Below are 20,695 nucleotides of genomic sequence, written 5' to 3' on the forward strand. Positions count from 1 at the left end.
GCAGCAGGCTCCGGCCTTAGTCAGCCGGTGCGGTGGGGGCCGCCGGTGCCGGGGCAGCATTGCCTTCGGTCATCGGGGCCGCAGGAGCAGCCTCGGGCGCGGTGCCCGTGGTGGTGGCGGGTGCGGGGGTGGTGGCATCATCGCCGCCGCCCAGCACGCCGATGCCCACGATCAGGCCGAGGATCAGCAGCACGACCACCAGAATGCCCGCGATGGAGCCGCGCGAGCGCCCTCCAGCTGCGGCGCGCATCTGCGGATCGGCGCGCAGGTCGGAGCCATAGGGGTTGGTCGAGTTCGGGTCGGTGTTCTGATAAGCCATGTCGGACCTCCTTGTCCGGGGGGTGGGGTTCAGGTGTCCGGCGCAGCATCAAGGCATCTGCGCCACCATGACCATCCAACCATGGCACAGCGCTTCGGTTGCACGGCTTCTGCGCTGCGCGCCTGCCATGGCGAAGCCTTGCCCGTTTGGCCCTGCGGCCTGCGCGCCAAGCCGCCGCGCCGCAATGCGGCATGGAGGGAACCGGCGCCGCGCCGCCGATCCGGCCCGCGCCGCCGGGGGGATTTCGCCGATCCCGCAAGACACTGGACCATCGGCGGCCCCGCCCCTATAAGGCCGCGCATGATGGGCCGTTTCGTGATCCTCATCCGAATTACATGCCCGGCGCTCTGAAACCAGAGCCGCCGGGCCAAGGCGCGTGCCCCGCCGCGCCGCACTTTCCGACCTTCCACGACCTCCGAACCGGGACCACAGATCATGTGCGCCGACACGCCTGACCAGACGCCTGACTACAAGGACACGCTGAACCTTCCCCAGACCGATTTCCCGATGCGCGCGGGCCTGCCCCAGCGCGAACCGGGCTGGCTGGCGCAATGGGACCGCATCGGCATCTATGACCGCCTGCGCGCCAAGGGCGAAGGCCGCCCGGTCTTCACGCTGCATGACGGCCCGCCCTATGCCAACGGCCATCTGCATATCGGTCACGCGCTGAACAAGACCATCAAGGACATGATCGTGCGCTCCCATCAGATGATGGGCCACGAGGCGCGTTATGTGCCGGGCTGGGATTGCCACGGCCTGCCCATCGAATGGAAGATCGAGGAACAGTACCGCGCCAAGGGTCTGGACAAGGACGCCGTCAATGTCGTGGATTTCCGGCAGGAATGCCGCCGCTTTGCCGAGGGCTGGATCGACATCCAGCGCGACGAGTTCAAGCGGCTTGGCATCACCGGCAACTGGGCCGATCCCTATCTGACCATGGATTTCCACGCCGAGCGCGTCATCGCCGAGGAATTCATGAAATTCCTGATGACCGGCACGCTGTATCAGGGCTCCAAGCCCGTGATGTGGTCGCCGGTGGAAAAGACCGCGCTGGCCGAGGCCGAGATCGAATATCACGACCACAAGTCGCACACGATCTGGGTGCCGTTCCGCGTGGTCTCTGACGGGCCGTTCAAGGATTACAAGGTGGTGATCTGGACCACCACGCCATGGACCATCCCCTCCAACAAGGCGGTGGCTTACGGGCCGAAGATTTCCTACGGCATCTATCAGGTCACCGGCCGTCCCGAGGAATGCTGGTGCCGCATCGGCGACCGCTACATCCTTGCCGATGCGCTGGCCGCCGACACGCTGGGCAAGGCGCGGCTGGACCCGTCGATGTATCAGCGGCTGGCCGATGTCGCCCCCGAGGATCTGGCCGGGCTGACGCTGGCCCATCCCTTCCGCGGGATCGAGGGCGCGAACGGCTTCTGGGATTATGACGTGCCGATGATCGACGGCGATCATGTGACCGATGATGCGGGCACCGGCTTCGTGCACACCGCCCCCAGCCATGGCGCCGACGATTACGAGGCTTTCGTCAAACGCGGCTGGGCCGACCGCATGACGCATAACGTCGGCGAGGAATCGGAATTCCTGCCGCATGTGCCGCTGTTCGCCGGGCTGCGCGTGCTCGATCAGAAGGGCAAGGAAGGCAAGGCCAACACCGCCGTCATCGAAAAGCTGGTGGAGGCGAAGGGCCTGATCGCGCGCGGGCGCATCACCCACAGCTACCCGCATTCGTGGCGGTCCAAGGCGCCGGTGATCTTCCGCAACACGCCGCAATGGTTCGCCGCCATCGACCGCCCCGTGGGCGACGGGCAGGATGCGCATGGCACCACCATCCGCGACCGCGCGCTGACCTCCATCGACAGCCTTGTGAAATTCACCCCGCAATCGGGGCGCAACCGGCTTTATGCGATGATCGAATCCCGGCCCGACTGGGTGCTGTCGCGCCAGCGGGCATGGGGCGTGCCGCTGACCTGCTTCACCAAGAAAGGCGCGCTGCCCACCGATCCGGATTTCCTGCTGCGCGATCCGGCGGTCAATGCCCGCATCGCCGAGGCGTTCGAGGCCGAAGGCGCCGACTGCTGGTATCTGCCCGGCGCCAAGGAACGCTTCCTTGGTTCCGATCACGATCCCGAGGCCTGGGTGCAGGTGTTCGACGTGCTGGATGTGTGGTTCGATTCCGGCTCCACCCATGCCTTCGTGCTGCGCGACCGCGCGGATGGCACGCCGGACGGCATTGCCGATGTCTATATGGAAGGCACCGACCAGCATCGCGGCTGGTTCCATTCCTCGCTGCTGCAGGCCTGCGGCACCATGGGCCGCGCGCCCTACCGCAATGTGGTCACCCATGGCTTCACCCTGGACGAGAAGGGCAACAAGATGTCCAAATCGCTCGGCAATACCGTGGCGCCCGAAGATGTGGTGAAGCAGTACGGCGCCGACATCCTGCGGCTCTGGGTGGCGCAGGCGGATTATTCCACCGACCAGCGCATCGGGCCGGAGATCCTCAAGGGCACCGCCGACAGCTACCGCCGCCTGCGCAACACCCTGCGCTTCATGCTGGGGGCGCTGGGGCATTTCAGCGAAAGCGACCGGGTCGAGGCGGCAGAGATGCCGGAACTGGAACGCTGGGTGCTGCATCGCCTTGCCGATCTGGACCAGCAGGTGCGCGAGGGCTACCGCGCCTTCGACTTCCAGCAGGTGTTTCAGGCGATCTTCACCTTCTGCACGGTGGATCTGTCGGCCTTCTATTTCGACATCCGCAAGGACGCGCTGTATTGCGACGGCGACACGCCGCGCCGCCGCGCCGCGCGCACGGTCATGGATCTGCTGTTCCACCGGCTGACCACGTGGCTGGCACCGGTGCTGGTCTTCACCATGGAGGATGTCTGGCTGGACCGCTTCCCCGGCGAGGACAGCTCTGTCCACCTGCAGGATTTCCCGGACACGCCCGCCGCATGGCGCGACGCGGCGCTGGCCGAGAAATGGCTGAAGGTCCGGCAGGCGCGCCGCGTCGTCACCGCAGCGCTGGAAATCCAGCGCACCGACAAGGTGATCGGCGCCTCGCTGGAGGCGGCGCCCGTGGTGCATGTCGAGGATCCGGCGATGCTGGCGGCGCTGAAGACCGTCAGCTTTGACGATCTCTGCATCACCTCCGGCATCGAGCTTTCCGCCGATCCCGCCCCCGCCGAGGCGTTCCGCATGGCAGAGGTGCCCGGCGTCGGCGTGGTGTTCGAAAAGGCCGAGGGCGAGAAATGCCAGCGCTGCTGGAAAATCCTGCCCGATGTCGGCCAGCACAGCCATCCGGCCACCTGCGCGCGCTGCGACGCGGCGCTTGACTGATCCTGTTGCGCCCCCGGTCCGCCCGGGGGCGCGGCTCAGCCGTTCAGGCCCATGCGCGTGGCATGCCACGCCGCTTCGGCCCGGCTGGAAATCCCCAGCTTGCGATAGACCGACTTGATATAGCCCGCGACGGTGGATTCCGCGATGCCCAGATCCGTCGCCACCTCGGCATTGCGCAGACCGCGCCCGATGCGACGCAGCACATCCGATTCGCGCGGGGTCAGCGCCTCGCCGCCCGGATCCATCGGCCCGGTCAGCCGGAAATGGTCGATGATGCGCCGCGCGATGGCGGGCGACAGCGCCGCCAGCCCCATGTCGATCTGGCGCAGCTGCTGCACCAGCGCCTCGGCGGGCTGGTCTTTCAGCAGATAGCCATCCGCCCCCGCCGCCAGCGCCGCCACCACGCTGGCATCATCGCTGAGCACGGTGGCGGCGATGCAGACCGCATCGGCGCGGCTGGCCTTGATCAGCCGGATCACGTCCATCCCGGTGCCATCGGGCAGACCCAGATCCACCAGCGCCAGATCGGGGCAGCCTTGGCTGCGCAGATGATGCCGTGCCGCCGCCACGCTGGCCACCGCGACCTGTCCCATGTCGGGCCGCGCCGCCTGCAGGATATCCCCCAGCCAGAGCCGGGTTTCGGCCATATCCTCGACGATCAGCGCCTGTTTCATGCCGCCTCTTCCTTCTGTCCGGGGCCGGATCCGGCGGTGCGCAAGGGCAGCCCCGCCTCCAGCACCGTGCCGCGCCCCTGCGGGCCGGGGCCAAACCGGAACTCGCCCCCCGCCGCCTCCAGCCGGGCGCGCAGACCCGACAGCCCGTTGCCCGCGCCCTCGTCCTCGGGCAGCGCGCCGATGCCGTCATCCGCCACGCGCACCCAGAGCGCGCCGTCGCGCAGCCGCAGATCCACCACCACCGCATCGGCCCGGGCGTGGCGCAGCGCGTTGTTCACCGTCTCGCGCAGCAGGGCGCGCAGCGCATGCGCCACCCGTTTCGAGGCCAGCGCGTCATAAACCGCCTCGTCGCAGCACCAGTCAAAGCGCAGGCCGCGCGCCGCCACGATCCCCGAAAGCTCGGCCCGCAGATCGCCCAGCAGCGCCTCCAGCGGCGCATCGGCCATGAAGGGATCGGTGACGATCTCGCGCAGTTCCGACAGGGTGCGGCGGATCAGGGCATCCTTGCGCGCGGTTTCCGGCGCATGCAGCGCCCCCATCAGCTGCACGCCGATATTGTCATGCATGTCGCGGGTGATGCGGGCGCGTTCCTGCGCAATGCCGCGTTCAAATGCGTCGCGCCGTTCGATGGACTGCGCGGCCATGCCCAGCACGCTGCGCAGCGTCTCCAGATCGCGCGGCGAAAACAGCGCCCGCCCCTGCCGCGCCCAGACCAGCCGCAGCGGCGCCACGCCGGGCAGCGCGGGCAGGCACAGCGCGGTGCCGTCGCCATCGATGCGCGGCTCGGTCGGCATCTCGGCCAGCGGCTCCACCCGCATGGGATCGAACATCCAGCGCATCAGCCCCTGCATCCGGGCGGTGCGCACCGGGCCGGGATCGCTGAGCGCAAGCTCCGTCACCCGCGCGAACAGCCCCGAGGGATCGGGCCGCGGCGGCCCGAACACGCGGGTCATCAGCCATTCGCGCAGCGGCAGATAGGTCAGCGTCACCACGAAGAACGACAGGCTCAGCGCCGCCACCCGTTCCACCGCCAGTGCGTAGATCAGCAGCGCGTCCACCGCCAGCAGCAGCACCGCCGCCAGCACGTAATAAAGGATGCGGACGGACCAGTCCTGCACCTCGAACAGGCGGTAGCGCAGCACCGAAAAGCCCATGCCCAGATAGATCAGCAGAAAGAACAGGAAGGCATGGGCCTGCGGCATGGGCAGCGGCTGGCGCAGCAGCACCGGCAGGCAGAAGGCCAGCAGAAAGGCCCCGGAACTGACCGCAAAGCCCAGCGAGAACCAGCGCAGCGCGGCCCGGGCCAATGGATCGCGCCAGCTTGCGCGGTATTGCAGCACGATGATGCCGGTCAGCAGCAGGATGGTCAGCGCGATGGGCAGCGGCGCCATCAGCAGCGGGTCGCGGATCAGCCCCAGCGCCACCAGCACGCCCCAGCTCAGGATCAGCGCCGCCAGCAGCGGCCCCAGCCCGCGCGGACCCAGACGGCGCGGATAGATCAGGAACAGCCAGACCGCCGCCGCCCCGAACAGCAGCGCGCCATAGCCGTTGAGCCGCGAGGCGGCGGTGAACACCGTCTCGGGCAGGGCCAGTTCGCGGCTGGAATAAAGCGCCGCCGCATGGGCCGATACCATCATGCCCAGCCCCGACAGTGCCACCAGCCGTGCCGCAGGTTCACGGCGTTTCAGCCCAAGGATCAGCCCGCCGAACAGCATGGCGACCAGCCCCACGCCCAGCTGAGTCCACAGCGTCAGCGGCAGATCCCCCAGCGGGCGGCGCGGCGCGGGATCGAGGCGCAGCCGCTGCGGCTGCGTCGCACCCGGCTGCAGGTAGTCCAGCAGCAGCGGACCCATGGCCAGATCCCGCGCCGTCTGGGCATGGGAAAACACGCGGTCCATGGTGGCGCGGTCGGGCAGCGTGTCGGGTTCTTCGACCGTGTCGAAATCGTCCAGAACCAGCGCTGCCCCGCCTTCGGGGCTGCGCAGGGACAGCAGCGTGCTGCCGGGCGGCAGGGCTGCGGCGGGGCCTTCCACGGCGGTGACGATCCGCCCGCCCTGCCGGATGTCGATCCCCAGCCAAGGCTGGTCCAGCAGGGCCATGACCACAAGCGCGGCTGACCCGAAGGCCAGCGTCAGAGCGATCAGCAAAACTGCCAGAGGCGCGCGAACAAGTGCAAACATGGGGCCGGACTACTTAAAATCCGCCCGATTAAAACGCATCCCTGCAACAAATCCAGCATTTTTACCGCGTTACGACGCTTTCCCTGCATTCTTGCACACAAGACACAGGGAAGCGCGCGGCCCGGTCAGGCCGAAGCAAGCTGCGGCAGGCTCCGGAGGTCCGGAGCCGCAGGCTTAACGTGTGGGAATGCTGACCCGGAACTGCACCGTCTCGATGCCGGGGTTCTCGTCATAGATCCCGGCATTGGACCGGTGGTCATAGCTGAGACCAAACCGCCAGCCACGGTTGTTCTCGTAGCCGACTTCCAGACCGGAGCGGAACGCCACAGGCCCGCCCAGATCGAAACCGCCGTTTTCGGCGTAAAGGCCGGGCATCAGGTGAAACTGCGCATAGACCGGGCTGTTGCCCAGCGGCAGGTCATAGGTGGCGCCGTAGCCGATCCAGCCTTCGCCCTCTTCGCCGACCGACACGCCGATGGCCTGCCCGAACGGGCCGAAGGTGCGGCCAAAATCATAGCGCATATAAAGCTCTGCCGCTTCGTCCGCCCGGCGCTCCACCACGCTGCCCACCGAAAAGGCCAGCCGCGGCGAGGTTTCCGCCGCGCCAAGGCAGCCATTCGCCGTGCCGCAATGGTTCATGCCCATATCGGTCAGCCCGGCGATCAGCATGAGCACTGCAAAGGTTCCGTCCGCCATCCTGGCCTCCTGTCCCGACCGGTTCTGACCGGCATCATTCTGTCCTGCCTCTGCATGGCGCAGAACGCCCGCGAAGTCCAGATACCGCCTCCCCCGGCCTAGCGATAGCCGCCGCTATAGACGGGCTCGGAGGTGATAGGATCGGGATCGACCGAGACAAAGCCGCCGCCGCCATCTGCGGTGGACTCGTCGCCCGCGTCCGGCTCCGTGGTGGAGGGGCCTTCGGGCTCGGGCTCCGGTTCAGGCTCCGGCTCCGGTTCGGGCTGCGGCGAGGGATAGTCCGACGACTCGGGTTCGGGATCGTCGCCGCTGTCGAGATGCGGAAACAGCGCGGCATAGCGGCGCAGCAGCCCACGCTCCAGCCGTTCCAGATAGGGAATGAGATCCGACATGGGCGGATCCTCGCGTTCGATATAGTCCTTGGCCTGACGCATCGCCGCCTGACGCGCGGGCACCGGCACCGGTTCCAGATCATAGACGACGCGCCAGCGCGGCCCGCCCAGCCAGACGGCGGCGAACATCACCTTGGCGCGGCTGGGGGGCGTGCCACCCGCCACCAGCGCATCAAAGAACATGCGGTGCACGTCGCGCCATTCGGCGCTGTGGTAATTCGGCCCCGCCTCGTTGCCGACACCGCAATAGGCATCATGCACGGCGCCCGCGTTGACATATTCCGGCGCGGTGGGCGATCCGACGATGGCGACAAAGATCGGCGGGATCGAGGCCCCGTCGGTCAGCGTGCCCGCAGGCGCCACCCAGTCGCGCTGCTGCGCATCGGTAAAGTTCAGCGGACGCGCCAGCGGAAAGAACCTGTAGGGGCGGCGCGGCAGATCCACCGGCTCGTTGCGCACCACCACCGGCGGGTTCTCATAGACGCAGTCGGCGGGCCGGACGCTGCAGTTGATGTCATAAAGCGCGTTGACGCGGTCCACATCGCGCTGGGTCGGGGCCGCACAGGCCGCGATCAGCGGAACACAGAGCGCGGACGCCAGAAATCGCTTGGTCATCGAGCCGTCCTGAAAAAATGATCTCGTTATGCCGCCAGACTATGCCCATGCGCCCGCGCCAGTTCAAGCCTGCGCAGGCGTGGTTTGACCGGGATCAAGGTGCGCTGCCGCGTCGCGTGCTCTGCTGGCCCCGGACCACACCAAGGAGGGTGTCATGCTGAGACTGGCCGCGATCCTGTTTTCCATCATCGCCACGACGCTGGCGGGCACGGCGGTGATCGCCGCGCTCAGCGCCGGATATGACACGCTGGTCCCGATCCTGATCGCGGCGGCGGCGGGGCTGCTGGCCGCCTTCCCGGTCACATGGCTGGTGGCGCGGGCGATCTACGCCGAAAGCTGATCCAGCAGCCCGCGCGCCGCCGTCTCGATCAGGTCAAGCGCCCCGTCGAAATCGCGGGTGAAATAGGGATCAGGCACGTCCGCCCCGCCCGCCGTCCCGGGGGCCGCCTCGGTGAAGAGCCGCAGCGCGGCGGTGGCGTCTCCGGGGCGCAGCGCCCGCAGATCGGCCAGATTGGCACGGTCCATGGCAAGGATCAGATCGAAGCGGCGGAAATCCTCTGCCGTGACCTGCCGCGCCCGCAGCGCCGACAGGTCATAGCCCCGCGCCCACGCCGCGCGCTGCATCGGCCCATAGGGCGGCTCTCCGGCATGCCAGTCGCCGGTGCCCGCGCTGTCAAGCTGCAGATCCAGCCCGCGCTCCGCCGCCAGCGCCCGCACCACCGCCTCCGCCGAGGGCGAGCGGCAGATATTGCCCAGACAGACGAAGAGGATACGATGGGTCATGACAGGTCTTCCTTTGCGGGGGGTTAACGGCACTTGCGACAGGGGGCAAACATGGCAGCACCAGACAGGATCGTGATCCTGACCGGCGCCGGGCTTTCGGCGGAAAGCGGGCTGGGCACCTTCCGCGACAAGGGCGGGATCTGGGCGCAGCACCGGATCGAGGATGTGGCGACCCCCGAGGCCTTTGCCCGCGATCCGGCGCGGGTCCATGACTTCTACAGCCAGCGCCGCCGTCAGGCCGCCGCCGCCACCCCCAATCCCGCGCATCTGGCGCTGGCCCGGCTGCAGCGCGCGCATCCCGGATCGGTGGCGATCGTGACACAGAATGTCGACGGCCTGCACGAGGCGGCGGGATCCGCCGCCCTGCACATGCATGGCAGGCTGGCCGACGCGCTTTGCCCGCGCTGCGGCCACCGCTGGCCCGCCCCGCCGGAGATGACGCCGCAGACCCCCTGCCCCGCCTGCACCGCAGCCCCGGTGCGGCCCGACGTGGTCTGGTTCGGCGAGATTCCCCATCACATGGAAGAGATCGCCGCGCTGCTGGATGCCTGCACGCTCTTTGCCGCCATCGGCACCTCGGGGCAGGTCTATCCGGCCGCGGGATTCGTCAGCGCCGCGCAGGACAGCGGCGCCCATACGGTCGAGCTGAACCTGACCGACAGCGAGATCTCGGCGGCCTTTGCCGAACACCGCCGTGGCCCCGCCAGCCGCAGCGTGCCGGACTGGGTGGAGGATCTGCTGCAAAAGGCGCGCTGACCCTGCCCCACGCGGGCGCGGGAGCCGCCCCACAAAAGCAAACAACCCCGAAGCCCGAGACTTCGAGGTTGCGCATCGTCCCGAGAGCGGGATCAGGCCTTGTCGGCCTGCGCCTTCTGGATTTCTTTCTTGATCTTCTGCGCGTTCACGCTCAGCTCGATGTCCTTTGCCTTGGCAAGGAACTTGTCGAGACCACCGCGGTGGTCGACCGAGCGCAGCGCCGAGGCGGAGATGCGCAGCTTCACGCCACGGCCCAGCGTTTCGGACTGCAGCGTCACGTCGTTGAGGTTCGGCAGAAAACGGCGCCGGGTCTTGTTGTTGGCGTGGCTCACGTTATTGCCCGTCATCGGGCCTTTGCCGGTCAGTTCGCATACGCGCGACATAGGGTCCATTCCTTCGTGTCTCGGGGCGAAAGCGGGCCTTCCGCCAAAATGAAAGGGCGCCGCCTGAACAGCGCCCGGAATCTGGTCGCGCTTCTCTAGACCTCGCGCCCCCGCCCGTCAAGGGCCTGCGCCGCGCTCATTCCCCTAGATGACGGCGCAGCAGATCTTCCGCCGCCAGCGCGGGGCTCAGGTCCCCCGCCTCGACCCGCGCCGCCAGATCCACCAGCGCCGATTTCACCGGCTCGCGGCGCAGCCGCGCCAGCAGCCCCTCGCGCAGCTCCGCCTCGAACCAGTGCCGCGCCTGCGCCGCGCGGCGCGCGGCAAAATGCCCCTCGGCGCGGCGCCAGTCGGTCAGCGCCTGCATCTCGGCCCATGCGGTCTGCAGCCCGGCCTGTTCCAGCGCCGACACGGTCATCGCCTTGGGAAACCCCTGCGGATCCTGCGCGCGCCGCCGCAGCAGCCGCAGCGCCCCCGCGTAATCGGCGCAGGTGCGGGTCGCGGCGGGCTTCAGATCGCCATCGGCCTTGTTCACCAGAATAAGGTCGGCGCTTTCCATGATGCCGCGCTTGACCCCCTGCAGCTCGTCCCCGCCCGCAGGCGCCAGCAGCAGGATGAACAGATCCGACATCTCCGCCACCATGGTCTCGGACTGGCCCACCCCCACCGTCTCGATCAGGATCACGTCAAAGCCCGCCGCCTCGCACAGATCCGCCGCCTCGCGGGTGCGGCGCGCCACGCCCCCCAGCTGCGACTGCGCGGGCGAGGGCCGGATGAAGGCATGAGGGTCGCGGCTCAGCCGCTCCATCCGGGTCTTGTCGCCCAGAATGGAGCCGCCCGACCGCGCCGAGGAGGGATCCACCGCCAGCACCGCCACCCGCAGCCCCTGCCCGGTCAGCATCAGGCCGAAAGCTTCGATGAAGGTCGACTTGCCCACGCCCGGCGTGCCCGACAGCCCGATCCGCAGGGCCGTGCGGTCATGACCGCGCAGCGCCTCCAGCAGCGCCATGGCTTGCCGCCGGTGATCCGCGCGCCCGCTTTCAACCAGCGTGATCGCCCGCGACAGCGCCCGCCGCTCCCCGGCCAGAATGCGTGCTGCAAGATCATCCATGTCCATGCCGCCCTCCGTTTCCTCCGGTTCTGTCGCCCCGATCCACACTTGTCCACTCCGCCGCTTCTTCTGACCAAAAATATCCCGGGGGTGAGGCCGCAGGCCGAGGGGGCAGAGCCCCCTCCCTGCCCTGCCCCCATGACCCGCGCAAGGGGGGGCGCTGCCCCCGTCCGCCACGGGCGGACAGACCGGAAAGCGGGGGCGCTGCCCCCGTCCGCCAAAGGCGGACAGACCGGAAAACGGGGGCGCTGCCCCCGTCCGCCAGAGGCGGACTCCCCCGGGATATTTGGGGTCAGAAGAAGCCCGGACCTTCAGCTTCCCCGCGGCTTCGCGCGCAGGGTGGGGTCGGCCTGCCGCGGATCCTCGGGCCAGGGATGGCGGGGATATTGCGATTTCATGTCCTTGCGCACATCGGCATAGGATCCCTCCCAGAAGCCGGGCAGATCCATGGTGGTCTGCACCGGGCGCTGCGCGGGCGACAGCAGCGTGACCCGCAGCGGCGTGCGGCCCACCATGGGATGGCTGGTCTGGCCGAACATTTCCTGCAGCCGCAGCGCAATCTCTGGGTGGTCGCCGGAATAGTCGATGGGAATCTGCCGCCCCAGAGGCGTGGTGAAGCTGCCGGGCACGGCGGCGTCCAGCGCCTGCATCTGGCCCCAGTCGAGCCTGCCGCGCAGCGCGGGCAGCAGATCCATGCGTTTCCAGTCCTCGGCGCTGCGCACGCCGTCGAGCCAGGGCAGCAGCCATGTCTCGAGTTCCGCCATGAGTGCGGGCTCCGCCATGTCGGGCAGATCGAGCCCCGCCTGCCGCCCGATCTCGACCCGGGCGCAGAACCGCCGCGCCGCCGGGGACAGCGCCAGCCCCAGATCGCGCACGCCGTCCAGCATGGCGCGCGACAGCGCCTCGGCGGGGGCGTCTTTCCAGATCAGGTCATCCAGCGCGATCTCTCCGAACCGTTCCTGACGGCGCGCGACGACGCGGCGGTCGCGGCGCGACCAGTGGCAGCTGTCCACCCAGCGCAGCTGTTCGGCAAACAGCGCGCGCAGGTCGGATTCGGCGATGGGCAGCGCCTGACGGATCCGCGCCTCGCGCGGGTTGCCATCGGTGTCGGTGACCACGATCAGGCGCTGGCCCGCCAGCGGATCGGCGGCGTCCAGCACCGCGCCCTTGCCGCCCGAAAGCTGAAAGCGCGGCGCCTCGCCGCGGCGGCGCAGGCCGATGCGGTCGGGATAGGCCAGCGCCGCCTGCTGCGCCGGGCTCAGCTGGGCCTTGGGGCCGGAGGTGGCGCGGGCAAGCCGCGCGGCTTCTGTGCGGATCCGCTCCAGCGCCGGGCGGTTCAGGCCATAGGGGCGGGTTTCGGTGAAGCGGCGGGCATCGCGCAGCGCCTCGAGCCGCAGCGCCAGATCCGATGGCGCGCCAAGGATCGGGTCACGGTCCGACAGCAGCGCCGCCAGCGGCGCGGCCCCCGGCCCCGACAGCGTCAGCATATGGGCAAGCCGCGGATGCAGCGGCAGCCGCGCCAGCGCGCGGCCATGCGGGGTGATCCGCCCCTCGCCGCCAAGCGCCCCCAGCATCCCCAGCAGCGCCTGCGCTTCGGCATAGGCCATGGCGGGCGGCTGGGTCAGGAAAGGCAGATCCCCCGGCTGCGCCCCCCAGAGCGCCAGATCCAGCGCCAGCCCCGCCAGATCCGCCGCCTCGATCTCGGCGGGGGGAAAGGCGGCAAGCCCGCCCTCCTCGCCCTTGGTCCAGAGCCGGTAGGCCACGCCCGGCGCCACCCGCCCTGCCCGGCCCGCGCGCTGTGCCGCCTCGGCCCGGGTCACCCGTTCGGTGATCAGCCGCGCCATGCCGGAGCCCGGATCAAACCGGGCGCGCCGGGCGCGGCCGCCATCGACCACCACCCGCACGTCTTCGATGGTCAGCGAGGTTTCGGCGATGGCGGTGGCGAGCACCAGCTTGCGCCCCTGCGCTTCGGGACGGATCGCGGCCTGCTGCGCGTCAAAGGGCAGCGCGCCATAAAGCGGGCGGATCTGCACATCCCCCGGCAGACGGCTGCGCAGCAGCGCCTCGGTGCGGCGGATCTCGCCCTCTCCGGGCAGGAAGGCCAGCAGGCCGCCCTTGGTCTCGGCCACGGCCTGCGTGATGAGCCCGGCCATGGCTTCGGGCAGGCGGCGGTCCTTGGGCACGGGACGGTCGAGCCAGCGCGGCTCCACCGGGAAGGCCCGGCCTTCGGAGGTGAGGATCGGCGCCTGCATCAGCTCAGCCACGGGGGCGGCATCCAGCGTGGCCGACATGGCGAGCAGGATCAGATCCTCGCGCAGCGCGCCCGCGATTTCGAGACAGAGCGCAAGCCCCAGATCGGCATTGAGCGAGCGTTCGTGAAATTCGTCGAAGATCACCGCCCCCACCCCGGGCAGGTCGGGATCGGACTGGATCATCCGGGTCAGGATGCCTTCGGTCACCACCTCGATGCGGGTGGATTTGCCGATCTGCGACTCGCCCCGGATGCGGTAGCCGACGGTCTGGCCCGGCATCTCGCCCAGTGTCTGGGCCATGCGGGTGGCGGCGGCGCGCACGGCAAGGCGGCGCGGTTCCAGCATCACGATGCGCCCCGGGGTCAGCCCGGCCTCGAGCATGGCCAGCGGCACGCGGGTGGTCTTGCCCGCGCCGGGCGGGGCCTGCAGCACGGCGCGGCCCCGCTGGCGCAGGGTGTCCAGAAGGGCGGGCAGGACGGTGTCGATGGGCAGCTGATCCATGGCGGGGGTTATGCGGGATCGGGCGCGCGGCGTCGAGGGGGGGATGGGCGGGGAAGGACGCTCTGCCCCGCCCGCAGAGGCGGGGCGAGCCGGGTCGCAGGGGGCTCTGCCCCCGTCCGCTGCGCGGACTCCCCCGGAGTTCTCCGGGCAAGATGAAGGCTCAGTTGGCGGTGACGCGGAAGACGCAGCCATCGGAGATGAGCTGCGGCGGGGTCAGGCAGAGCCCCTTGGCCACGGTGAAGGCGGCCAGCACCTTGGGCACGTAGTCGCGGGTTTCGGCATAAGGCGGCACGCCCGCGAATTTGGGAATGGAGTTTTCCCCGGCATTGTAGCCCGCCAGCACGAGGATCGGGTCGCCGTCGAATTTTTCCATCAGGAAATCGAGAAAGGCCACGCCGCCCCGGATGTTCTGCCCGGCATTGAAGCTGTCGGTCACGCCGAAGCGCGCGGCGGTGGCGGGCATCAGCTGCATCAGCCCCTGCGCCCCGTCATGGCTCTGCGCATCGGCGCGTCCGGCGGATTCCACCGTCATCACCGCCAGCGCCAGCGCGGGCGACACCCTTGTGCCGACCGTGGCGCGCAGCAGGTCGATGCCGTGGCGCGCGGCGATGTCCTGCAGGTGCTGCAGCCGCGGTGCCGCCACCCCCCGGCCCTGCGGCGGATTGGCCAGAAGGTTGAGCGCGGGTTCCAGCCGCCCCGGCCCCGAGGCGGCCAGATCGGGCGACACGGTTTCCCAGAACCAGTCATAGCTGCCGGTGCCAGTGGCCCGGCCCGGGGTGGCAGGCGCCGCCGGATCGGGCAGCGGCAGGGCGGCGGGTTTCGGCAGCACCGGCGCGGGCACGATCTGCACCGTGATCCGTCGCTTCGTGCCCGGTTTGGGCGGGGTCACCCGTTTGGCGGAAAACTCCGGAAAGGCGGGCGGGCTCTGGGCCGCAAGCGGTCCGGCCCACAGCATCGCCAGCAGGGTCACGGCCCCGATCCCGCGTCGCATCACTCCTCCTGCCTCTGCTCTGTCCGGGTTTTTCCGGAGCGTTTCTGCAGACAGCATCGCATGGAACCGGCATTTTCCCAAGACGGTCGCGCAAAGCGCGGCGGGACTGTGGTGAAGCTGCCAGATGCGACACAATTGCGCCATTTTTGCGGAGGCTTTTCAGGATTTAAATTATTATTTCCATAAGCTTGAGCAAAATTTGCGAGAAAGGTTCATGCTCTGTAAAATCATCTTAGTTGTGCCCAAATCCGGCCTAAATCCGGGGGCTATATAGGGTCATACCGCAGCGGACGGGCAGTGAGAGAGGCCCGGCAGACACCGACGCGGTGGCCCCTGAACCAAGACACCACGGAGAGAGACCATGCTGAACTTCATCAAAAACTTCCGCGCAGACGAAGACGGCGCAGTGACCGTTGACTGGGTTGTGCTGACCGCCGCTGTGGTGGCCATGGCCATCGGCGCCTACACCACCATCGAAACCAGCGCTGACAACATGATTTCCGCCGCAGGCGGCGCGGTTGCCGCCGAACAGACCACCCTCTTCGGCGCCGCTGACTGATCCTTGCCGACATCAGCCACCGGATCGGTCACGGCCGGTCCGGTGGACGCCACAAGGCTGGCACCCCAACGCAACGCCATGATGCGGACGGTTCGACGATGTATCACAGTCTGATCAAGTTCCTGAAGAGCGAAACCGGTGCCGTGACCATCGACTGGGTGGTGCTGACCGCCTCTGTCGTGGCAATGACCGCGATCTCCTTCTACCAGATCCGGGACAACGCGGCGAATATGGATGTGGCGGCAGGAAATGCCGTTGCGCAAGAACAGGCGGCCCTGTTCGGAGAGTGACCCACCGGTGCTGACGGCTTCGCGGATCCAGAAGGATCGCGGGGCCTTTCCAGTCTGTGACAGGGCCCCGGCCCCGTGCTGTCGCGCCTGACCCCCTCCGTCCTGCGGGCAGTCCCTGCCCCGTGGCGCCCTGATCCTGAGGCTGGACCTGCCGCGCCTCTGGTGGCGGACCGGCGCTGCGCCTGCATTTTTCTGCCCCGCCCGCCTGCACCCGCAGGCCGCCGCGCGGGGCCATGACGCGAAAGGTACCCCAATGCGACTGGTATTCGGACTTGTCTTGATCGCCGGACTGGGACTTGCCGGTTTTGCCGTCTACATGGCCCAGAATTACATCAACGCCTATCAGACCGCCCTGCAGCAGGAGCGCGAGAAGGCGGGCAAGGTCATCCCCACCGCCGAGATCTATGTGACCACCCGCGCCATCGCCCATGGCGAGGTGGTGACCGACGCCGATGTGCGGCTGGCGCCGTGGCCGCAGGAGATCCTGCCCGAAGGCACCTTTGGCGCCGAGCGCCCGCTTTTTGCCGAAGGCGAGGCGCCCCGCGTGGCGCTGCGCGCCATCGAGAAATTCGAGGCGGTGCAGACCGGCAAGATCAGCGAGCCGGGCGGCGATGCCGGGCTGACCTCGCGGCTGCAGCCGGGCCAGCGCGCCTTTGCCATCAAGGTGGACGTGCATACCGGCGTGTCGGGATTCCTGCGACCGGGCGACCGGGTCGACATCTACTGGACCGGGCGCGTCGGCGATGGCGGGCGCGGTCAGGGCGAGATCACCAAGCTGATCGAAACCGGGGTGAAGCTGATCGCCGTCGACCAGACCGCCGAGCTGGACAGCACCGATGTCAACATCGCGCGGTCGGTGACGGTGGCGGCAAGCCCGCAGCAGGTCGCCTCGCTGGCGCAGGCGCAAAGCACCGGGCGGCTGTCGCTGTCGCTGATGGGGGTCAACGAGACCATCGTGGCCGAGGCCATCGAGGTGGACCAGCGCGCGCTGCTGGGGCTGGATATGGTGGTGCCGCAGGCCGCCCCCGCAGCCCCCGTCACCTGCACCACGCGGGTGCGGCGCGGCAGCGAGGTCGTGGATATTCCGATCCCCTGCACGAACTGAACCGTTCCAGACACTTGCGCAGCGGGCGGCTCTGGCCGCCCCTGCCCTGCCGGGGGCCTGGCCCGGGCTCTGTTGCGGCAGACCCACACCGGCCCGCGCCCCCCCTTTGATTGTTGCAAAAAAAGGCGAACACGCGCACAGTCCGGTGCGAAGCGGGCATCAAGACCTGCTCCCGAGGCGTGATCGAAAGGCAGGTCACATGACATTTGACAAGTTTCTGACGGCAGGCCTGCTGGGGCTGGTGCTGGGTGCAAGCCCGGTTGCCCCGACCGCTCAGGCGCAGAGCCTGCGGGTTGTGCAGACCGGCACGGAAAGCGTGCTGAACGTGCCGATGAACCGCGCCGTTGTGGTTGAAAGCGACGAGCCTTTTGCCGAACTTTCCATCGCCAATCCCGCCATCGCCGATATTTCCTCGCTCTCGGACCGCACCATCTATGTGCTGGGCAAGACGCCGGGCACCACCACCCTGACCATTCTGGACGGCAACGGGCGGCTTATCACCAATGTCGACGTGCGCGTCGCCGCCGATGTCACCGAATTCAAGGAGCGTCTGCGGCAGATCCTGCCCGGCGAGACCATCGAGGTGCGCACCGCCAATGACGGCATCGTGCTGTCGGGCACGGTGTCGAGCGCGCAGAAGCTGGACCGCGCGCTGGATCTGGCGCAGCGCTACGCCCCCGACCGGGTGTCCAACCTGATGACGGTGGGCGGCGTGCAGCAGGTCATGCTGAAGGTCCGCTTCGCCGAGATGCAGCGGTCGGTGTCCAAGGCGCTGCGCTCCTCGCTGAGCCTTGGCGGCGAGGTGCTGGGCGGCGATCTGGGCATCGGCACCGAAACCGGCACATGGCTGCAGGGCGAAAATTCGCTGGGCAACCCGGTCGACGTGCCGTCGGACACGCAGGGCGCCATGCTGCTGGGGTTCAATGCGGGCGGGCTGGAAGTCGGCGTGCTGCTGGAGGCGCTGGAACAGAAAGGCGTGGTGCGCACGCTGGCCGAACCCAACCTGACCGCGCTGTCGGGACAGGAGGCCAAGTTCCTTGCGGGCGGCGAATATCCGGTGCCGGTGGCGCAGGAAGACGGCATGATTTCCGTCGAATTCAAGGCCTTCGGGGTCGAGCTGAATTTCATCCCGCGCGTGGTGGATGGCGATCTCATCAACCTTGAACTGAATGCGGCGGTGTCCTCCATCGACACGGCGAACGGCTTCACCTCCGAAGGCATCACCATCGACGCCTTCCGGCGCCGCGAAACCTCGACCACGGTGGAGATGCGCGACGGCGAAAGCTTTGCCATCGCGGGCCTGCTGCAGGACGATTTCCGCGACGTGAACGGTCAGGTGCCGTGGCTGGGCGACATCCCGGTGCTGGGCGCGCTGTTCCGCAGCGCCGAATACAGCCGCCAGCAGTCCGAACTGGTCATCATCGTGACGCCGCATCTGGTCACCCCCACCCGGGGCGAGGCGCTGGCCCTGCCCACCGACCGCATCAAGCCGCCGTCGGAAAAGGATCTGTTCCTGTTCGGGCGCACCGCCTCTGACGAACGCCGCCCCACCCGCGGCGCCGCGGGCGAAGTGGCCAAGCAGGATTTCAACGGCTCTTATGGCTATGTGATGGATTGAGACGATGTCGGGGCAGCGGATGATCAGAGGCAGCATCGGAATTCTGGGCATCGGCCTGCTCTCCGCCTGCGCGGCGGGGGGCGACCCCACGCAGAGCCAGTTCTACGAAGAGGCCGGATCCATTGCGGATAACGGCTTTTTCGGCAATTCCACCATGAACAACACCCAGATCATGTCCGGGGAAAAGAGCTACACCTACGATCTGGCGCAGCGCTTTGCCGCCGAAGTGCCCTCCATGGTCAATTTCGCCTTCAACAGCGCGGCGCTGGACGCGGCGGCGGTGGCGTCGCTGCGCGAGCAGGCGGCCTTCATCCGGCAGTTTCCCGAACTGCAGTTCCGCGTCTATGGCCATACCGACCTTGTCGGCTCCAACGCCTATAACAAGACGCTGGGTCTGAAGCGCGCGCGGGCGGTCGTGGCCTTTCTGGCCAGCCAGGGCATTTCCACCTCGCGGCTGGAAGCGGTCGTTTCCTTTGGCGAAACGCAGCCTTTGGTCGTGACCGAGGGCCGGGAGCGGCGCAACCGCCGCACCGTCACCGAGGTGTCGGGCTTCGTGCGCGCCCATCCCACTGTGCTGGACGGGAAATATGCCGAAGTGGTCTATCGCGAATATGTCCGCAGCGCCCAGCCCGAAACGCTGCTGACCGGGGCGCGCACCGAAAATTCGGGGGGCGAGGGTTAACGCCACCCCAAGGGATCGTGCGGAAAGATCGCACAATTACGATCTTTCAGACAAATTCTTGCCCTATTTCCCCAGCACCTTGGCCGATGACGGGAAGCCCGTCCCGATGCTCGAGTCGGGCGGCGCGCTCCTGCGGCGCAGGGCGGGGTGATCCCCGCTGATCCTGCCGCCGGGAGCCCCCAGAGGCAGAGGATCACAGGGAATGACGAGCAAGCGCGATCTGCAGACGGAGCCCAGCCCCATCGTGGCCTGCACGGTCAGCCGCGACGTGCAGAATTTCGATCTGCTCATCGAAGACATGGAAACACTGCTGGGCGAAGGCTGGGGCGATCTGGGATTTCCGGAGGCGCTGTCCTTTCTGGCCCAGCCCGATGCGGCGGGGCTGAAATTTATCGCCCTTGCGCTGGATGGCGAGGACGAGGCGCAGCTGCCCCTGCTTGCCAGCATCATCAGCCTTGCCAGATCGCGCGACATTCAGGTGGTGCTGATCGCCGAAGACGTGACCCCCGCCGCGCTGCACCATCTGCTGCGCACCGGGGCGGATGAATTTGTGCCCTACCCGCTGCCCGAGGGCGAACTTGCCGCCGCCGTGGCCCGGCTTGGCCGCAGCAAGGCAGACCCGGCACCGGAACCGGCATCCCGTGTCGCGCTGAAAGGCGGCGGCGACGGCGTGCTGATCGCGGTGCAGGGGCTCTGCGGCGGCTGCGGCACCACCACCTTTGCCGTCAATCTGGCATGGGAGCTGGCCAATATCGCCAAGGACCGCTCCCCCCGCGTCTGCCTCATCGATCTTGACCTGCAGTTCGGCACGGTGGCCACCTATCTGGACCTGCCCCGGCGCGACGCGGTGGTGGAGCTGATGTCGGATCTGCGGTCCATGGATGGCGACAGTTTCGCGCAGGCGCTGGTGGGTTTCGAGGACAGGCTGCAGGTGCTGACCTCTCCCCCCGACCTGCTGCCGCTGGATCTGGTGTCGCCCGATGACATCCGCCGCCTGCTGGACGTGGCGCGCGAACATTTCGATTTTGTCATCGTCGACATGCCCACCGCCCTGCTCGACTGGACCGATACCGTGCTGACGCAGGCGCAGGTGTTCTTCGTGCTGATGGAACTGGACATGCGGTCGGCGCAGAACGCCCTGCGGCTCAAGCGCGCGCTGCAATCCGAGGATCTGCCCTTTGACAAGCTGCGCTTCGCGCTGAACCGGGCGCCGAAATTCACCGACCTGCAGGGCAAGAGCCGCGCCAAGCGCATGGCCGACACGCTGGGCATCGCGCTGCAGCTGTGGCTGCCCGATGGCGGCAAGCCGGTGCAGACCGCAGGCGATCACGGGCTGCCGCTGGCCAGCCACGCCGCCAAAAATCCGCTGCGCAAGGAAATCGTCAAGCTGGCCGCCGAACTGCACGCCATCGGCCAGTCCGACGCCGAAGCCGCCTGAAG

Annotated in this window: 19 protein-coding genes; 9 read left to right on the forward strand and 10 right to left on the reverse strand. The window is 68.3% G+C overall.

What is annotated here, in order from left to right; genetic code table 11:
• Positions 1–16: 16 nt before the first annotated feature.
• Entirely contained in the window at positions 17–319 is a 303-nt protein-coding gene (locus BLR51_RS05030; RefSeq protein ID WP_089844567.1) for a hypothetical protein, read from the reverse strand.
• 435 nt (positions 320–754) lie between these two features.
• Between BLR51_RS05030 and ileS the strand changes: the two genes are divergently transcribed.
• Positions 755–3,670: an isoleucine--tRNA ligase gene (ileS, locus tag BLR51_RS05035; protein WP_089844569.1), complete on the forward strand. Its 2,916-nt coding sequence runs from the start codon at positions 755–757 to the stop codon at positions 3,668–3,670.
• A gap of 35 nt (positions 3,671–3,705) precedes the next feature.
• On the opposite strand, the gene BLR51_RS05040 is transcribed toward ileS, so the two are convergent.
• The 4 genes from BLR51_RS05040 to BLR51_RS05055 form a co-directional block, all read right to left on the reverse strand.
• Entirely contained in the window at positions 3,706–4,344 is a 639-nt protein-coding gene (locus tag BLR51_RS05040) for a response regulator (RefSeq protein WP_089844571.1), read from the reverse strand.
• Entirely contained in the window at positions 4,341–6,524 is a 2,184-nt protein-coding gene (locus BLR51_RS05045) for a sensor histidine kinase (protein ID WP_089844573.1), read from the reverse strand. The genes BLR51_RS05040 and BLR51_RS05045 overlap by 4 nt, the downstream gene beginning before the upstream one ends.
• 174 nt (positions 6,525–6,698) lie before the next feature.
• Positions 6,699–7,220 carry an acyloxyacyl hydrolase gene (locus BLR51_RS05050; RefSeq protein ID WP_089844575.1) on the reverse strand — a complete coding sequence of 174 codons (522 nt, stop codon included), beginning with the start codon at positions 7,218–7,220 and terminating at the stop codon, positions 6,699–6,701.
• Between the two features lie 98 nt (positions 7,221–7,318).
• Positions 7,319–8,227 (reverse strand): DUF1353 domain-containing protein, encoded by a 909-nt coding sequence (locus tag BLR51_RS05055; protein WP_089844577.1) that lies wholly within the window; start codon positions 8,225–8,227, stop codon positions 7,319–7,321.
• A gap of 154 nt (positions 8,228–8,381) precedes the next feature.
• On the opposite strand from BLR51_RS05055, the gene BLR51_RS05060 reads away from it, so the two are divergent.
• Entirely contained in the window at positions 8,382–8,567 is a 186-nt protein-coding gene (locus BLR51_RS05060) for a CTP synthetase (RefSeq protein ID WP_089844579.1), read from the forward strand.
• Here BLR51_RS05060 and BLR51_RS05065 read toward each other — a convergent pair.
• The gene (locus tag BLR51_RS05065; RefSeq protein WP_089844581.1) at positions 8,552–9,010 is read right to left on the reverse strand and encodes a low molecular weight protein-tyrosine-phosphatase; all 459 of its coding nucleotides are present in this window, start codon (positions 9,008–9,010) and stop codon (positions 8,552–8,554) included. The genes BLR51_RS05060 and BLR51_RS05065 overlap by 16 nt on opposite strands.
• A 51-nt stretch (positions 9,011–9,061) precedes the next feature.
• On the opposite strand from BLR51_RS05065, the gene BLR51_RS05070 reads away from it, so the two are divergent.
• Positions 9,062–9,766: an NAD-dependent deacylase gene (locus tag BLR51_RS05070; protein WP_089844583.1), complete on the forward strand. Its 705-nt coding sequence runs from the start codon at positions 9,062–9,064 to the stop codon at positions 9,764–9,766.
• A 92-nt stretch (positions 9,767–9,858) separates the two neighbouring features.
• On the opposite strand, the gene rpmB is transcribed toward BLR51_RS05070, so the two are convergent.
• The 4 genes from rpmB to BLR51_RS05090 form a co-directional block, all read right to left on the reverse strand.
• Positions 9,859–10,149, reverse strand: a complete 291-nt coding sequence (gene rpmB / locus BLR51_RS05075) for a 50S ribosomal protein L28 (protein ID WP_089844585.1) — start codon at positions 10,147–10,149, stop codon at positions 9,859–9,861.
• A gap of 136 nt (positions 10,150–10,285) precedes the next feature.
• Positions 10,286–11,263, reverse strand: coding sequence for a methylmalonyl Co-A mutase-associated GTPase MeaB (gene meaB, locus BLR51_RS05080; RefSeq protein ID WP_089844587.1), 978 nt, complete (start codon positions 11,261–11,263; stop codon positions 10,286–10,288).
• A gap of 305 nt (positions 11,264–11,568) precedes the next feature.
• Complete coding sequence (gene hrpB, locus BLR51_RS05085) at positions 11,569–14,010, reverse strand: ATP-dependent helicase HrpB (protein ID WP_089844589.1); 2,442 nt, start codon at positions 14,008–14,010, stop codon at positions 11,569–11,571.
• Positions 14,011–14,170: 160 nt separating this feature from the next.
• Positions 14,171–15,001, reverse strand: a complete 831-nt coding sequence (locus tag BLR51_RS05090; RefSeq protein WP_089844592.1) for a lytic transglycosylase domain-containing protein — start codon at positions 14,999–15,001, stop codon at positions 14,171–14,173.
• 361 nt (positions 15,002–15,362) lie between these two features.
• Here BLR51_RS05090 and BLR51_RS05095 point away from each other — a divergent pair, with 361 nt between their 5' ends.
• The 6 genes from BLR51_RS05095 to BLR51_RS05120 all read left to right on the forward strand — a co-directional run bounded on the left by BLR51_RS05095 (position 15,363) and on the right by BLR51_RS05120 (position 20,693).
• Positions 15,363–15,560, forward strand: coding sequence for a Flp family type IVb pilin (locus BLR51_RS05095; protein ID WP_089844594.1), 198 nt, complete (start codon positions 15,363–15,365; stop codon positions 15,558–15,560).
• Between the two features lie 98 nt (positions 15,561–15,658).
• Positions 15,659–15,850 carry a hypothetical protein gene (locus BLR51_RS05100; protein WP_089844596.1) on the forward strand — a complete coding sequence of 64 codons (192 nt, stop codon included), beginning with the start codon at positions 15,659–15,661 and terminating at the stop codon, positions 15,848–15,850.
• Positions 15,851–16,103: 253 nt separating this feature from the next.
• Positions 16,104–16,955, forward strand: a complete 852-nt coding sequence (gene cpaB / locus BLR51_RS05105) for a Flp pilus assembly protein CpaB (RefSeq protein WP_089844598.1) — start codon at positions 16,104–16,106, stop codon at positions 16,953–16,955.
• A 199-nt stretch (positions 16,956–17,154) separates the two neighbouring features.
• The gene (locus BLR51_RS05110) at positions 17,155–18,573 is read left to right on the forward strand and encodes a type II and III secretion system protein family protein (RefSeq protein WP_089844600.1); all 1,419 of its coding nucleotides are present in this window, start codon (positions 17,155–17,157) and stop codon (positions 18,571–18,573) included.
• 19 nt (positions 18,574–18,592) lie between these two features.
• Entirely contained in the window at positions 18,593–19,255 is a 663-nt protein-coding gene (locus BLR51_RS05115) for an OmpA family protein (RefSeq protein WP_242656639.1), read from the forward strand.
• 202 nt (positions 19,256–19,457) lie between these two features.
• Complete coding sequence (locus BLR51_RS05120) at positions 19,458–20,693, forward strand: CpaE/TadZ family protein (protein ID WP_089844604.1); 1,236 nt, start codon at positions 19,458–19,460, stop codon at positions 20,691–20,693.
• Positions 20,694–20,695: the final 2 nt, after the last annotated feature.

It is taken from the genome of Salipiger marinus, from assembly GCF_900100085.1.
Taxonomy (GTDB): Bacteria; Pseudomonadota; Alphaproteobacteria; order Rhodobacterales; family Rhodobacteraceae; genus Salipiger; species Salipiger marinus.

Excerpts from the sequence above, each read along its gene's own strand:
- BLR51_RS05030 (WP_089844567.1), bottom strand. The coding sequence starts at position 319 with ATGGCTTATCAGAACACCGACCCGAACTCGACCAACCCCTATGGCTCC.
- ileS (WP_089844569.1), top strand. The coding sequence starts at position 755 with ATGTGCGCCGACACGCCTGACCAGACGCCTGACTACAAGGACACGCTG.
- BLR51_RS05040 (WP_089844571.1), bottom strand. The coding sequence starts at position 4,344 with ATGAAACAGGCGCTGATCGTCGAGGATATGGCCGAAACCCGGCTCTGG.
- BLR51_RS05045 (WP_089844573.1), bottom strand. The coding sequence starts at position 6,524 with ATGTTTGCACTTGTTCGCGCGCCTCTGGCAGTTTTGCTGATCGCTCTG.
- BLR51_RS05050 (WP_089844575.1), bottom strand. The coding sequence starts at position 7,220 with ATGGCGGACGGAACCTTTGCAGTGCTCATGCTGATCGCCGGGCTGACC.
- BLR51_RS05055 (WP_089844577.1), bottom strand. The coding sequence starts at position 8,227 with ATGACCAAGCGATTTCTGGCGTCCGCGCTCTGTGTTCCGCTGATCGCG.
- BLR51_RS05060 (WP_089844579.1), top strand. The coding sequence starts at position 8,382 with ATGCTGAGACTGGCCGCGATCCTGTTTTCCATCATCGCCACGACGCTG.
- BLR51_RS05065 (WP_089844581.1), bottom strand. The coding sequence starts at position 9,010 with ATGACCCATCGTATCCTCTTCGTCTGTCTGGGCAATATCTGCCGCTCG.
- BLR51_RS05070 (WP_089844583.1), top strand. The coding sequence starts at position 9,062 with ATGGCAGCACCAGACAGGATCGTGATCCTGACCGGCGCCGGGCTTTCG.
- rpmB (WP_089844585.1), bottom strand. The coding sequence starts at position 10,149 with ATGTCGCGCGTATGCGAACTGACCGGCAAAGGCCCGATGACGGGCAAT.
- meaB (WP_089844587.1), bottom strand. The coding sequence starts at position 11,263 with ATGGACATGGATGATCTTGCAGCACGCATTCTGGCCGGGGAGCGGCGG.
- hrpB (WP_089844589.1), bottom strand. The coding sequence starts at position 14,010 with ATGGATCAGCTGCCCATCGACACCGTCCTGCCCGCCCTTCTGGACACC.
- BLR51_RS05090 (WP_089844592.1), bottom strand. The coding sequence starts at position 15,001 with ATGCGACGCGGGATCGGGGCCGTGACCCTGCTGGCGATGCTGTGGGCC.
- BLR51_RS05095 (WP_089844594.1), top strand. The coding sequence starts at position 15,363 with ATGCTGAACTTCATCAAAAACTTCCGCGCAGACGAAGACGGCGCAGTG.
- BLR51_RS05100 (WP_089844596.1), top strand. The coding sequence starts at position 15,659 with ATGTATCACAGTCTGATCAAGTTCCTGAAGAGCGAAACCGGTGCCGTG.
- cpaB (WP_089844598.1), top strand. The coding sequence starts at position 16,104 with ATGCGACTGGTATTCGGACTTGTCTTGATCGCCGGACTGGGACTTGCC.
- BLR51_RS05110 (WP_089844600.1), top strand. The coding sequence starts at position 17,155 with ATGACATTTGACAAGTTTCTGACGGCAGGCCTGCTGGGGCTGGTGCTG.
- BLR51_RS05115 (WP_242656639.1), top strand. The coding sequence starts at position 18,593 with ATGATCAGAGGCAGCATCGGAATTCTGGGCATCGGCCTGCTCTCCGCC.
- BLR51_RS05120 (WP_089844604.1), top strand. The coding sequence starts at position 19,458 with ATGACGAGCAAGCGCGATCTGCAGACGGAGCCCAGCCCCATCGTGGCC.